12 protein-coding genes and 1 pseudogene are annotated in these 15,092 nt (G+C 43.4%); 2 read left to right on the plus strand and 11 right to left on the minus strand.

What is annotated here, in order from left to right; translation table 11 throughout:
* Positions 1–395 precede the first annotated feature (395 nt).
* Positions 396–974: pseudogene (locus tag GFC28_RS05520) on the plus strand (cupin domain-containing protein); the annotation flags it as partial.
* Between the two features lie 12 nt (positions 975–986).
* Positions 987–1,664, plus strand: a complete 678-nt coding sequence (locus GFC28_RS05525) for a cupin domain-containing protein (protein WP_044746056.1) — start codon at positions 987–989, stop codon at positions 1,662–1,664.
* 24 nt (positions 1,665–1,688) lie between these two features.
* Here the strand turns inward: GFC28_RS05525 and GFC28_RS19960 are convergent, their stop codons facing one another.
* From GFC28_RS19960 to GFC28_RS05575, 11 genes are all read right to left on the minus strand, one after another.
* Positions 1,689–1,823, minus strand: coding sequence for a hypothetical protein (locus GFC28_RS19960; protein ID WP_255357494.1), 135 nt, complete (start codon positions 1,821–1,823; stop codon positions 1,689–1,691).
* 108 nt (positions 1,824–1,931) lie between these two features.
* Positions 1,932–2,831, minus strand: a complete 900-nt coding sequence (murQ, locus tag GFC28_RS05530) for an N-acetylmuramic acid 6-phosphate etherase (protein WP_044746057.1) — start codon at positions 2,829–2,831, stop codon at positions 1,932–1,934.
* Positions 2,832–2,893: 62 nt separating this feature from the next.
* Positions 2,894–3,967, minus strand: a complete 1,074-nt coding sequence (locus GFC28_RS05535; protein WP_044746058.1) for a DUF871 domain-containing protein — start codon at positions 3,965–3,967, stop codon at positions 2,894–2,896.
* A 157-nt stretch (positions 3,968–4,124) separates the two neighbouring features.
* On the minus strand, positions 4,125–5,522 hold the full coding sequence (locus GFC28_RS05540; protein WP_044746059.1) for a PTS transporter subunit EIIC: 1,398 nt from the start codon (positions 5,520–5,522) through the stop codon (positions 4,125–4,127).
* Between the two features lie 78 nt (positions 5,523–5,600).
* Positions 5,601–6,437: a MurR/RpiR family transcriptional regulator gene (locus GFC28_RS05545; RefSeq protein ID WP_082063814.1), complete on the minus strand. Its 837-nt coding sequence runs from the start codon at positions 6,435–6,437 to the stop codon at positions 5,601–5,603.
* A gap of 210 nt (positions 6,438–6,647) precedes the next feature.
* Entirely contained in the window at positions 6,648–8,495 is a 1,848-nt protein-coding gene (gene mutL, locus GFC28_RS05550; RefSeq protein ID WP_044746061.1) for a DNA mismatch repair endonuclease MutL, read from the minus strand.
* Positions 8,496–8,509: 14 nt separating this feature from the next.
* Positions 8,510–11,074: a DNA mismatch repair protein MutS gene (gene mutS / locus GFC28_RS05555; protein WP_044746062.1), complete on the minus strand. Its 2,565-nt coding sequence runs from the start codon at positions 11,072–11,074 to the stop codon at positions 8,510–8,512.
* A gap of 83 nt (positions 11,075–11,157) precedes the next feature.
* Positions 11,158–11,700, minus strand: a complete 543-nt coding sequence (locus GFC28_RS05560; RefSeq protein ID WP_044746063.1) for an outer spore coat protein CotE — start codon at positions 11,698–11,700, stop codon at positions 11,158–11,160.
* A gap of 340 nt (positions 11,701–12,040) precedes the next feature.
* Positions 12,041–12,469, minus strand: coding sequence for a YlbF/YmcA family competence regulator (locus GFC28_RS05565; RefSeq protein ID WP_044746064.1), 429 nt, complete (start codon positions 12,467–12,469; stop codon positions 12,041–12,043).
* Between the two features lies 1 nt (position 12,470).
* Entirely contained in the window at positions 12,471–14,042 is a 1,572-nt protein-coding gene (miaB, locus tag GFC28_RS05570) for a tRNA (N6-isopentenyl adenosine(37)-C2)-methylthiotransferase MiaB (protein WP_044746065.1), read from the minus strand.
* 183 nt (positions 14,043–14,225) lie between these two features.
* Positions 14,226–15,092, minus strand: a complete 867-nt coding sequence (locus GFC28_RS05575) for a 2-oxoacid:ferredoxin oxidoreductase subunit beta (protein ID WP_044746066.1) — start codon at positions 15,090–15,092, stop codon at positions 14,226–14,228.

The raw sequence follows: 15,092 nt of genomic DNA on the forward strand, positions 1-15,092 counted from the left end.
TCAATACGCCTTTGATGTCAACCAAAGTCCATTGTGTGAACTACTCACCACTTAGCTAAAGCTTGAAGTGGGAGCTTCTCAGTTCCACGACGAAAGCCGCCTTTCGTCTCCCTGAGCGTGACTTCGGGTCGTTCCAACCCTAGATGTCCGACAATTCGGAGTTCTTTTGTACCTTGGATATTTTACGCATGGAAGGATCCGCTTGGTTTTCGCATTTTATTTTCTCCATGCAACCTCCTATATCCAGTTATGAAAGAACGACATAGGTTTATTTTACCACAGGGTCAGACAATTGAACAGGCAAAAGCCTGTCCTTGTCCGAAGTCGATTCATCTCCCACTTTCATCAAGCTTCGCAAGATTTAGAAGTGGAAGACTTCTCGACTGAAGAATGTTAAATCGGACCAAAACAATTATATTAATGTGCTAGGCATCAAGCAATTAAATACATTAGAAAATATTTCGCTTCTTGATATTTTTCTCAGCACCGATCATGTAGTAGAACCGCACTATCATCAAAACGCAGCCGAATTAGTTTATTGCATTTCTGGCGCTGTCACCATTTCCATTCTGAATCCATTTACAAAAAAAGTTCTTAGCTACTCGATTACTCCCGGACAGGTGGTCAACATTCCTCAAGGATGGTGGCATTATGAAATCGCTACAGTAGACCGCACTCATCTTCTCGCTATTTTTAATGCATCCACTCCAGAAGTGATTCTCGGTTCCGACATTCTAAAACTTACTCCTTCCTATATGATGGCCCATACCTATTGTATGGACGAAAATCAATGGAAACAGACCATTGCACCTGTTCAACCATCCACCTATATCGGCCCATATAAAAATTGCCATCGTGGGACAGCAAACCAATCTCATCCCTATCCTTACCAGCAGCCGTACCAGCATCAGCCAATCTCTTATATTCCCCAATATCCGTCGTACTTAAGAGAAAATGGCTCTTCTCGACAATAGGAGGAATCGTTTATGAGAAAATCCGGATTTGTTCCCAACAACACAACTATCAAAAAAACAAGTGGCACTCCCAATCTTTTTTTCGACTCAAGAGATAACATCTTTTTTCAACGAAATGATGAAAATATTGCCTATGAGGTCACCTCGACACAAATACCAGCAATGGTAGGAGGAGCTTTTGTCGATCTCTATCTCACAAAGGGACATATTCGCGAACCGCATTGGCATCCGAATGCGTGGGAACTGGATGTAGTTGTTTCCGGCGAAGCACTGATTTCGATTGTCAATCCTGATACAAATAAGCTCCATCATTATAAAGCGAAGGCGGGTCAAGTTGTCTTTATTCCAATGGCTTGGTGGCATTGGATCAGGCCAGCGTCAGAAAAAGTACATCTTCATCTCTTTTTTAACAATGATCAATTCGAAACAGCAGAAGGCTCCGATACGCTACGTCTCACGCCACCTGAAGTTTTCAAGCTGGCTTACGGGCTTGATGTCAATCAAATCGCCGATGCTCTTTCGCCAATTAAAGAATCCGTCGTTATCGGTCCTCCTTCGGAAAGCCATTCGTTAAACAAAGATAGTCTTTCTTCCAGTCGAGACCGCTTCGTTCCAAGGAAGGCGAAACAAAAACAATGGAGCGAGCAAGAAATATCCATCCAGATCAATGACAAGGAAATTCGCTTCTAAAATAACAACGTATCAGAAGTCTTTTCATCCTATTGAATAAATCATCATTTTAAATGGATCATACAGAAACGTATCTTTTTCATATTTGCGTTTTTGATATAGCAAGCGGTCCGAATTCTTGCCGTCCACTCCTAAAAAGCAAGCCGACTCCTGCTCCAATGAGTGAAACATCCTTGACGTTTCTTTCAAAGCCTCATTCGTTTCATTTTTAATAAAAAACTCCCGCCTTTCTATCGGCAGGAGAGAGTAATGATACGATCAGCGTTTTCATTTCAGCTGCGATTGAATCGCGCTGCGCAAATGACCGTTATGACGGCGAAGCACATGAAATACTTCCTCACCCGTCAAACCGGTCATCAGCGCTAAAATCGCCGCTTTGGCAGATTGATACGTTTTGAGTGCTTGCTCTGCCTCTTCTTCGCTTACATCGGCGATTTCGATAATCATATTCTTAGCCCGCATCAACAGCTTTTCATTCGTTGGAACGACATCGACCATGAGATTGCTGTATACTTTACCGCTGCGAACCATGGCAGCGGTCGTAATCATATTTAAAACAAGCTTTTGTGCGGTACCCGCTTTCAGTCTTGTCGATCCTGCTACTACCTCTGGACCTGTTAAAACGACAATTGGATAATCCGCTATCTTCTCCATTTCCGAATTTTTCGTGCAAGTGATAGCCGCCACCGTAGCTCCGACAGATTTGGCATATTTCATCGCTGCCAATGTATAAGGAGTTCTTCCGCTGGCGGCAATTCCAATGACGACATCCTTTTGATTGACATGAATTTGCTTCATATCTTCTATAGCCTGCTCAATGTTATCTTCTGCTCCTTCCAAAGCAGACTGCAAAGCTTTTTCGCCTCCAGCAATCACACCGATTACCTGCTCCTTTGGAACACCATAAGTCGGTGGACATTCTGATGCATCCAGCACTCCTAAACGCCCGCTTGTACCGGCCCCGACATAGATAAGGCGTCCGCCGCTACCGAATGCTGCGACGACCCGATCGATCACTTCCGCAATGACAGGCAAAACCCGCTCCACAGCTTTTGGAACAGATTGGTCTTCTTTATTCATTTGTCTTATAATCTCTAGACTAGATAACGTATCGATATCCAGCGTATGGACGTTTCTTTTTTCTGTGTCAATTTGCCGAAGGTTCATGATGCCATCTTCCTTTCTGATCCAACCCTTTCATCATGTTAAATAAACAAACACATCCATATTCATGAAACTGATGACTGTACGATTATGCGAAACTTTTGACCTGGACCAATGCATTCTAGAAGCGGAATATCTTCATCTACCACCTTTGCTACTACATTGACTCTCGCATCCTTCGGCAAGCTTCGTTTCGTAATTTGCAGCTCGCCTGCATATCTGTTGTATAAATCATTGTCAATCGTAACAGAGCCTTTTGTGCGACTGATCACAGATGACGGCATAATCTTCATGCCATTCTTTTGTGCATAAAGTCTAGACTCTTGCGATCGAATCACATCCCTGGCCAGATCTAACCGATTCGTATGAGTGCCTTCAACAAGCAAACGCAGGGTTTCATCGTCTTGATTCTTCATCACACATCTAAGTGGAACGATTTTTTCGGCTAATGATGCCAGTAACGATAATGTGCAGTCTTTAGCCGAAATATCACCAATCAATACGTGATCGACATGATATTGAAATAACAGTTCGGCACACGCAAGATGTGGTGCTTGCTTCCGGTGCTTCTCCAATGTCGGCAGTCCTGCATATAGGGGGGCTCTCAGCTTATGATCGCCAGGAATAAATGCTGTTGTCGCAATACCGTATTGCTGAAACATTTGATTGCGCGCAACGAAAAAACGAACATCAAGGCCCGTTTCCGGCCTTGGATAAAAATTGTGCCAAGCCTCAACATTTTGAATGTTTAACCCTAAGCCGATCCATCTCTTCAGCATGTCTTCATTGACCGTGCTAGCATTTAAGCCAATTTTCATTTGCTTTGACCATTCTACGATTTCTTGATCATTGTAACCATCATCTAAGCGAAGCCCTGTCACGCCCCATGCAACAAGCTCTGTTGGCTGATCCATGTTCAAATATGCCAACGATTGAGAAGATACATCAGCAAATAATAACATATTATATTGTTTGGCGAGCATCCCTAGTCGCTTTAACCGCTCTCTATACACAGCCGGATCATCTTCAGGAATATGAAGCGAAGTAAAAATGGATTGGAATTGATAGGATTGAGCCTTCGCCACAAGCGGTTCCATATGACGTGGATCATTGCCTAAATATACAGAAATCCCAAGCATGCTTCCACCTCTTCTAAACGATACAAGCGGTCTCAAAATGGGCGAATTTCCTGATCGCACTGCTTCAGCATTGGAGACCGCTTTGAATCTGCTTCGTTAAAATTTCTATTGGCTAAACGGAATAAAGGAGAGGTTCCTTCATCAGCGGAACTTATGATTAGTTAAGTGTTGCATTCGTCTGTCCGCTTTTTCCAAGATCCCTTGTCATGGCCTCATTAAATCCAAATAAATAAGTAAAAATAAAGCCGAATAAATAAGCAATCAACAGACCGATGAGATAGTAGACGATTTGCTGGGCATGAACTAAAAAGGCCAATGGCAAACCAGATACGCCGATAGCAATCGTTGCTACATGAAAATAAGCTTGAAAAGCGCCTCCTACCGCTGCACCTAAACAAGCGGTAACAAACGGTCTTCCTAAAGGTAATGTAACGCCAAAAATAAGCGGTTCGCCAATTCCTAAAATGCCGACAGGAAGTCCCCCTTTAATAATTTTGCGAAGCTGAGCATTCTTTGTTTTAAAATAAATCGCAAATGCAGCTCCTACCTGACCGGCACCCCCCATGGCCAATATCGGCAACAAAGGATCGTCGCCGATGGAGTGAATCAGCTCCATATGCACAGGCGTCAGCCCTTGATGAAGACCGGTAACGACTAAAGGAAGGAATGTTCCAGCCAGAATGATTCCTGATAAAATGCCACCAGCGTCAATTAAACTGACTAATCCTTTCGTAATCAAATCGGAAATCCAACCTCCAACAGGCTGAAGAACGATGAGAGTAGCGATCCCCGTGATGAGGACAGAAATAGTCGGTGTTACAATCATATCGATAGAGGTAGGGACAAAGCGACGAATTTTCTTTTCTATCCAAACCATGAAAACAGCTGCAAGCATCACCCCGATTAATCCTCCGCGTCCAGGCACCAGCTTTTCGCCAAAAAGCGTGAGATCCGCAAGCGCCGGATTAATAATTAAAATGCCGGCAATACCGCCAAGAGCAGGAGTTCCGCCAAACTCTCTCGCCGTATTTATACCGACAAAAATGCCAAGATAGCTAAAGAGCCCCCAGCCGATAAAATTTAAAATCGAGATGATGGCTGAATCTGGATCGGCTCCTGCGCGAATAATGACATTCGTGATTCCAGCGATTAAACCTGAAGCAACAATTGCTGGAATAAGCGGAATGAAAATGCTTGAGATTTTTCGCAAAAATAGCTTAAATGGCGTTGCGTTTTTTAGCTTTAAGTCGGCTTTTGTCTGTTCGGCAAGATGAGCCCATTCATTGGCACTCAATGATTGAATATCTGTTCCCCTTTGCTTGGCGATTTCCTCGGCCACTTTTGTCACAATTCCTGGTCCTAAAATGATTTGTAGTGTTTCTTGCTCAACTACACCAAGTACACCATCAATGTTTTTCAATCCATCGATATCCACTTGACTGTGATCCACAGGCGTGATTCTTAATCGTGTCATGCAATGAGATAGACGATCAATGTTTTGATAGCCGCTAAGCTTTTCGACAATTTCCTTTGCTAGCCGTTCATATTTCTCCATTATTTTTCCCCCTTGTTCTTCATCCCTAAACCAAGAACAACCCGTCAAAAAGAGAAATTGGCGTTTGTGAATGTGCAGTTATTGATCGCTTCGCTTCAATCGTTTGACCGCTTCCCGCGTCCGGTCTAGCGCGGCAATACTTTCTTCATAAGCTCGGCTGACAATGCCGACATAGAGAATATCAACCACATTAAGCTGAGAAATTCTTGAGCTCATAGCTCCGCTGCGGATGCTTTTTTCCAATGAGCTTGTATATAGCGAAATATCAGCTAGTTTAGACACTGGATTCACTCCAAATTTTGTTAAAGAAATAACGGTTGCTCCGTTTGTTTTCGCCAATGCTAATGCTTGAATAATTCCTTCCGTTTGTCCAGAATAAGAAATACCAAAGGCAACATCAGCTTCGGTCAAATTAGCGCTCATCATTCCTTGTGTATCATAGTCAAATGCAGCTTCACACCAGCGATTGATCCTTGTTAGCTTTTGCTTTAAATCTTGAGCGATCACCGCTGAAGCCCCTATGCCATATACAGCAATTTTACGTGCTTGGCTTAAAGCATGAACGGCTTTTTCTACAGCATCTATCGATAAAACCGACAATGTATCTTGAATGGATTGAATATTGTTGTTCCACACAGAAGCGATGATAGAGGCCATTGAACCATCAATCGGGATTTCTTGATAAGATCCGCTTTGCTCATTTTGTTTTGCCAAATCGACAGCAATTTTTAGCTTTAGTTCACGAAAGCCCTTACAATTCAACGTTCGTGCCAAACGAATAATCGTTGCTTCACTCACATTCGCTTGCTCTGACAGCTTTTGGATCGAAAGATGGACCACCTCCTCAGCATGCGTTAAAATATACTCGGCTGCCTTTCGTTCTGCTGGCTTTAACGAATCAAGCGCCTCCTGAATGCTAATGAAGCCTCCTTTTAATTTGTTTTCCTCCCTTCACACTTATGTATACTCCGCATCTGAAACTTTATTGCAAAATTCCATGGTTTTTCTGAATTGTTATTTCATATTTTTTCATGCCACCTATCTTCCACAAGGTCGCATGTTCCATGTGATCAAACGCCAAACAAAAAGCGCAGCTCCTATGATAAGGAGGCTGCGCGGATGGGGTTACATGACGCGCTTAAACATTTTTTCAAGTTCATAGGTAGAAAAATGAATCATGATGGGCCTTCCATGCGGACAAGTGAATGGATCCGTTGTTTTGCGCAACGATTCCAGCAGCGCGAACATTTCTTCATCGCGCAAATGCTGGTTCGCTTTAATCGACTGTTTGCAGCTCATCAGGATGGCCGCTTCCTCGCGCAATTGTTTAAGATCCACTTTTTTCATGGCGAGCACTTGCTGAATCATCTCTTCAATAATTTCTGTTTCTTTTCCTTCCGGAAACCAAGCGGGATGCTCACGCACTATAAAGGTATGGTGGCCAAACGGCTCAAGAAAGATCCCGCAGCTTGCTAATTCTTCTCGGTGTGCCTCGATTAATACATATTCATTGGCGGCATATTGCAGTGTGAGCGGCACAAGCAATGTTTGCACCTCATTCGTTACATGCGCCACCTTTTCACGAAAATATTCGTACTTAATTCGTTCTTGAGCAGCGTGCTGATCAATTAAATATAAACCATTCTCGTTTTGCGCTAAAATATAAGTTCCATGCAGCTGGCCGATCGGATAAAGAGGCGGAATTCTTTCGACAGACTGCTCTTTTACACTACCTTCCACCGGCATGTCCGCTGCTGATTCCATAGGCTTCTCTATATCCCTTTGGTTCTCTTCTATCCATGCAGCCTTTGAACGTTCGATGGACGGCGCTTCCTCGCGAACGGTTGACCATTCACGGCGCGTCTCTTCTTGACCAATCGTTTCGGCAGGTGCTTCCGCCGTTTTGTCAACCGTATGCTGAAATACAAAAGAAGCTTGCTCATTTCTTGGTTTTTCCGGCCGCTTCACGATCACTTCTGGAATCAGCGTTCGCGATTGGAAGGCTTGGCGAATCGCGGATTCTACCAATTGATTTAATTCAGCCTCTTTACTAAAGCGCACCTCCAGTTTGGCAGGATGAACATTCACATCCACTAACATTGGGTCCATCTCAATCGCAAGCAAAACAATGGGATAGCGGCCGATCGGCAGCAATGTATGGTATCCTGACTCAATGGCTTTCATTAATGGAATATTGCGCACATATCGTCCATTCACAATCAAAGAGATATAGTTCCGCGAAGCGCGCGTCACTTCCGGTAACGAAATGTAGCCTTTCACAGTAAAATCTAATGATTCCGCCTGAATGGAAATCATTTTTTTCGCTATATCCATTCCATAAATGGCGGCGAGCACGTGACGGACATCGCCGTTTCCGCTCGTATAAAGCAATTGCTTGTCATGATGGCGCAAGCGAAACGAAACATCAGGATGAGCCAGCGCCAGACGATTCACAATATCCGTGATATGTCCAAGCTCTGTATGAATGGTTTTCATATATTTTAATCGTGCCGGTGTATTGAAAAACAAATGCGATACGGTAATTTCCGTTCCTTTTCGGCTATTTGTGCGCTCATGTTTGACAAGCTGGCCCCCTTTAAGCATAATGAGCGTCCCTGGTCCATTACCTGTGCTTGTTTTCATCTCCACCTCCGATACGGAAGCGATACTTGGAAGCGCCTCGCCGCGAAAACCGAGTGTGCGAATGCGAAATAAATCATGTTCATCTTTAATTTTGCTTGTCGCATGGCGTTCAAAAGCAAGCAAACAATCCTCCTCTTCCATGCCATCTCCGTTGTCAATGAGACGGATTTTCGCAAGCCCAGCTTCCTCCAAATCAATTTCAATCACTGTACTGTTGGCATCCAACGCATTTTCAACAAGCTCCTTGACGACAGAAGCAGGACGTTCTACCACTTCGCCGGCTGCAATTTTATTGGAAAGATGATCATCGAGCTTGCGAATTTTTCCCATGACCTTATCCCTCGCTATCTAAGCATTTTTTGTATCTCATATAATTGATTAAGCGCTTGAAGCGGCGTCATATCCAGTAAATTCAACGATTCAAGCAAACGAATCACTTCTTTTTCTTTTTTAGACAACGATGCATCCTTTGATTTCGCTGGCGCTTCTTCAGCAAATAAACTTAATTGCTCAAATGGCTTTGTTTTTTCTTGTCCCGGCTGCTCTAGCTCCGCTAAAATTTCTTTTGCACGCTGAATTAATTCAGCTGGAAGTTCTGCTAATTCCGCGACGTGAATGCCATAGCTTTGATCAGCTGGGCCGTCTTCGATTTTGTGAAGAAATACGACTTTTCCATCCTCTTCAATGGCTCTAACATGGACATTTTTTAATCGTGGAAGCGCTTGTTCTAATACCGTCAATTCGTGATAATGTGTACTAAACAGCGTTTTCGCCCCAATTTTATGATGAACATACTCGATAATCGCCTGTGCCAATGCCATGCCATCATAAGTGGAAGTGCCCCGCCCGATTTCGTCAAATAAAATTAAGCTGTTTTGCGTTGCATGGACAATCGCGTTGCGTGCTTCTAACATTTCAACCATAAACGTACTTTGCCCAGATACAAGGTCATCAGCCGCTCCGATTCGGGTAAATACTTGATCAAAAATCGGCAACACCGCTTGATCCGCGGGTACAAAACAACCGATTTGCGCCATAATCGCTGTGAGCGCCACTTGACGCATGTAGGTGCTTTTCCCCGACATATTAGGGCCTGTAATAAGCAAAAGCTCACGCTCACGATTCATCATACAATCGTTTGGAACGTACGTTTGTGATCCTAGCACCTTTTCGACGACAGGATGGCGTCCAGCCTGAATCCATAGCTCACGCTCATGAGAAAAGCGCGGCCTTACATAATGACGCTCTTCACTTACTGTAGCAAACGACTGCAGCACATCAAGCTGGCTGATCATTTTGGCCAGCATTTGCAAGCGAGGAATAAACTGTTTAACCTGTTCCCGAATTTGTACAAACAGCTCATATTCTAACTCCATGCTTTTTTCTTCCGCTTCTAAAATGAGCGCTTCTTTCTCCTTTAATTCCTGAGTGACAAATCGCTCTGCATTGGCTAGCGTTTGCTTTCGTTCATAACGTCCTTCCGGCAATAAATGAAGGTTGGCCTTCGTCACTTCGATATAGTATCCGAACACGCGATTATAGCCGATTTTCAGCGACTTAATGCCCGTGATCTCGCGCTCTTTGCTTTCCAGCTGGGCAATCCATGTCTTGCCATTGCGGCTGGCATCTCGAAAGCGATCCAATGTTTCATTATAACCGTCTTTAATGATATTCCCTTCCTTAACCGATAGCGGCGGCTGCTCCTGAATCGCTCGCTCCAACAGCTCCACAAGCTCAAAGCAAGGGTCAAGACGTTCAGCCAGCTGCTCCGCCTCTTGATGGTTTAAACGTTGAACCACTTCCTTTAAAGCAGGAATTTGCTGCAATGATTTTTTGAGCTGAACAAAGTCACGAGCGTTGACATTGCCATAGGCGACACGTCCAGCAAGCCGCTCTAAGTCATAAACCTCGCGCAGCAGCGTGCGCAGTTCTTGGCGTTCAAAATATTGCTGAAGCAATGTTTCCACAATGCTAAATCGCCATTCAATCACTTCGCGATCCAACAAAGGACGATCAAGCCACTGCTTTAATAAACGGCCGCCCATGGCTGTCACTGTTTCGTCCAAAAGCCAGAGCAGTGAGCCTTTGCGCCCTTTTGACCGAATCGTTTCCGTCAGCTCTAGATTGCGCTTCGAATACACATCCATTTTCATGTATTGATCGACCTGATAGACTTGAGCCGGCTGCAAATGATCCAAACTCCGTTTTTGTGTCCGCACAATATAATGGACGAGCCGGGCAAACGTCATTTTCAGCTTGTCCTGCTCCAAAGCTGCCGCAACGGTAAAAAATGCTTCTGGGAGTACCGTGTTTTCTTCCTCAGACACGGTCATATCGTAACGCTCTTTCAATAACTGGCGCAACGTTTCTGGAAAATCTGGTGAAATAACGATTTCCTTCGCACCAATCGCATAGAGCTCATTCATCACCTCTTCCCACGAGTGAAGCAGTGTCACTCTGTTTTCTCCTGTCGATAAATCCATATAAGCCAATCCGTATGTTCCATCTTGAAAAGCCGATACAGTTGCCAAATAATTGTTCTCTTTCTCAAGCAGCCGCTTTCCTTCCATCACCGTTCCCGGCGTAATTAACTGAACGACCTCGCGGCGAACGACTCCTTTAGCTGTCTTCGGATCTTCCACTTGTTCGCAAATGGCAACTTTATAACCTTTTTCAATGAGTTGCTCGATATATCCTTGCGCCGAATGATAGGGGACACCGCACATTGGAATCCGTTCTTCTGCTCCACCGTCGCGGCTTGTCAGCGTGATCTCTAATTCTTGAGCCGCCTTCACCGCATCCTCAAAAAACATTTCATAAAAATCCCCTAAACGAAAAAATAAAAAGGCATCTGGATATTGTGCCTTGATCTGTAAGTATTGCTGTATCATCGGTGTGTATGTAGCCATTGCTCTCCTCCAACCGTTACGATTTCACGCTTTTTATTATAACAAGGGATAAAAGAAAAAACTAGGAAAATCGCTTTCCTAGCTTACTCGTCATCCCCAATTAGAACATCTGGGGTTAAGTCTTCTAATTCATCATCTACATCATAATCAAAATCTTCTTCACTGCCATAGCCATCTGGATGAATCGCCACCCATACTTTTGTTTCTCCGATCACCTCTGCCACAAATTCTCTTTCCGCCTGCACTACAATCTTGTTGCCATTGGCAGAAATCGTGCATTCTAAGCAATTTGGCTGCTGGACCACACGAACAATGATGTCGCTATCATCACTGATCACTTCATCGTCATTGCGATATTTTAATTTTACAATATCTGTATAAGAAACTGTTTCATTCACTACCTCTGTTTTTGTGTTGTTATGATACGAATACCACACATTAATGTCATAGCGTCCATGAATTTCAATGGTTCGGCCGTTTTTCTTTGCTTCATAGCGATGGTTAATAATCCAGCATCCTAAAATACTTGACGGATGATTTGGCGCAGCAAGCGTATGTGTCGACTGTGAAAATTTGCGCCCTTTTCCGACGACTGATTTTGTAATAATTTCTCTGTATTCAGACATACGAGCAAACCCTCCTCAAATAAATCTTCAATTCATCCTATGCATCTTTGCGCCTAATGTGCACATAAAGTTATCAATAAATCCGTATAGTTCATTGTATGCGGGGTTGCTCGAATATGTGCCTATTTTTTCAAATCACAATAACTTACCTATTTAATTACAGATATGCCAATGTTTCTCTCCAAATGAGCAGAGCGAGGAGCCGATTTCGACACATAGAGTACGATAAGCATGGTGTCTTTCTCTCACTATATAGAAAAAAGAGACTCTTTTTGAACTGAGCCCCCCAAAGTTAGACAAAACGATTGGAGTGCGGTTCATTTTAGAGCCTCCTTTTTGCTTAATGGCAGCCGTAGCTACGATTTCTCATTTGCGCTCCTGTCTCTCCGCTGAGCAAATCGCCACCAGTGGAAGTAATAATTTCATCAGCCACTGTTTTAGAAATGGTAGAAGCGACTAGCTGAAGAAGATCATTCACTTCCAGTTGGGATTGCTGAAACTCATCAACAATCGGAATTTGAGAAAGCTGTTCGTAAATGCCATCAATCTCTGCCTCTACTTTTTTTAACGCTTCATGTTTGCCATAATGACGAAGGTTGACAGCCTGCTTTTGCAGCGATTTCATTTGCTGAATCATCGTGCGCACTTTTTCGTTTTGGTTAATTTTTTCTTCCGCGCGCTTGAAAAAATCAACTTCTTCTGTCTCGGCGATCATTTTCGCTAACTCTTTCGCCTGAGCTAAAATGTCGTCTCTTGTATATTTTGCCATCCTATTTCACCTCAATCGCTTCTTCTACCATTTCACCATCTAATGTCCACGTTTTGGCCTTGGTAATCCGCACTTTGACAAGCTGGCCAATTGCTGATTTTGGACCTTTAAAGTTGACAAGCTTATTTTTGCGGGTATAACCTGCAAGGACATCAGGGTTATTTTTGCTTTCACCTTCTACTAATACTTCGACAACCTGCCCTTCATATTCCTTCAATTTCTTCGCAGAAATTTCATTGACGAGAGCATTCAAACGCTGCAAGCGCTCTTTTTTCACTTCCATCGGCACATTGTCCTGCATTTTAGCGGCCGGTGTACCTTCGCGAGGTGAATAAATAAACGTATAGGCGGAGTCAAATTCAACTTCACGATATAGAGATAGCGTTTCCTCAAACTGTTCATCGGTTTCATTCGGGAAGCCAACGATAATATCTGTTGTCAACGCTACATCCGGAATGGCTGCTTTAATTTTGCGCACAAGCTCTAAATATTGCTCTCTTGTATATTTGCGGGCCATCATTTTTAGCACAGCCGAACTTCCAGATTGCACAGGCAAATGAATATGTTCCACTAAATTGCCGCCTTTCGCAAGCACCTCGATTAGATGGTCATCAAAATCGCGCGGATGGCTCGTCGTAAAGCGAATACGAGCGATATCGATTTTGCGAAGCTCATCCATTAAATCGCCAAGGCCGTACTTCATGTCCGTAAAGTCTTTCCCGTAAGCATTGACGTTTTGGCCAAGCAGTGTGATCTCTTTATACCCTTGCGCTGCCAGATGGCGCACTTCCTGAATAATATCGGCTGGACGGCGGCTGCGCTCTTTTCCGCGCGTATATGGGACGATGCAGTACGTACAAAACTTATCACAGCCATACATAATATTGACCCATGCCTTAATATTTCCTTTGCGTACTTTCGGCAGGTTTTCAATTACGTCCCCTTCTTTGGACCATACTTCTACAACCATTTCTTTTGACATATACGCTTCATGCAAAATATGAGGCAAACGATGAATATTATGTGTGCCGAAAATCATATCAACATATTGGTATTGCTTTAAAATTTTATTAACGACCGACTCTTCCTGTGACATACAGCCACATACACCGAGAAGCAAATCAGGATTGTTTTGCTTTAACGGCTTTAAATGGCCGATTTCTCCAAACACCTTATTTTCAGCATTTTCGCGAATCGCACATGTATTTAATAAAATGACATTAGCATCTTCTGGACGGTCTGTCGCTTCGTATCCAAGCGCCATAAAAATACCGGCCATCACTTCTGTATCATGCTCATTCATTTGACAGCCGTATGTGCGAATGTAAAACTTACGACCATTCCCCATGCCGCGAAACTCTTCCGGAATCGCAAAATCTTCATGATACTTCACTTCTTCTTTTCCGCGTCTTTTGGCCTCTTTTAAGCTTGGCGGAATAAAAACAGTAGAAAAATATTTTTCATAATCCTTGCTTGTTTTTTTCTTCAATTCATCCAAAGCGGATTTTTTGTCCGTTGGATGATCTGCCGTTTGAATATGATTGGTTTGCTCAAGACGTTGTTTTTCGTTCATAACGATCTCCTTTCTACTCTATCTGTGCCATATTACACACTATCATAGTATATAATTTGTCGCAAAGTTAAACAATAGCGTGATGAAACCTTTCCTGTTTTCTTGTCTGGCCACATGCCAGACTATTTATCATAACAAAAAACTCCTAAACAGGCAACCGCCCGTCTAGGAGCTTATGATTCGTTACATAAACTCAGCCACTAATTCATCGAATTTTTCTCTGCTCAATTGAAGGTTTGCATGGACAAGCGGTGTTTCGCTATAACCATGAATTAAATCTTGATACGATTTTTGTTCTTTATTTTGATAAATAAGACCTGTTACCAAGCCTTTATGTTTCATTAATGTTTGCATAGCCATTGTACGGTCAGACGGGTCATATCCGTCAATTGTGCTTAAATTCGTTAAATGCTCTTTAAACCAGTCATATGTGTTGACTTTATTGTAGGTCACGCACGGGCTGAATACGTTAATTAAGGAGAAGCCTTTATGTTTAATCGCTTCCTCGATTAAGTGAGTCAATTCCTTCAAATCGCTGGAAAAGCTCTGGGCAACAAATGTAGCTCCTGCACTTAGCGCCATTTCCATGATGGATAAAGCAGGCTCAACTGAACCTTGCGGCGTGCTTTTTGTTTTAAAGCCGACATCGCTCCGCGGCGATGTTTGACCTTTCGTTAACCCATAAATTTGGTTATCCATCACAATGTACGTAATATCGATATTGCGCCGGATGGCATGAATCGTATGTCCCATACCGATCGCAAAGCCGTCACCATCTCCTCCAGCTGCAATTACGGTTAAATCGCGATTGGCCATTTTAACGCCTTGAGCGATTGGCAGCGCCCGTCCATGAATGCCATGGAAGCCATAGGAATGAATATAGCCAGAAATCCGTCCCGAACAGCCAATTCCGGAAATAACAGCCAATTGGTGCGGCTCTAGGCCAACGTTGGCTGCAGCACGCTGAATCGCCGCTTGCACAGAGAAATCGCCACATCCTGGACACCAGTTCGGTTTCACATCATTACGAAAGTCCTTAAATGTCGCCAT

Origin of the sequence: Anoxybacillus sp. B2M1 (assembly GCF_001634265.1) — a bacterium.
Taxonomy (GTDB): domain Bacteria; phylum Bacillota; class Bacilli; order Bacillales; family Anoxybacillaceae; genus Anoxybacteroides; species Anoxybacteroides rupiense.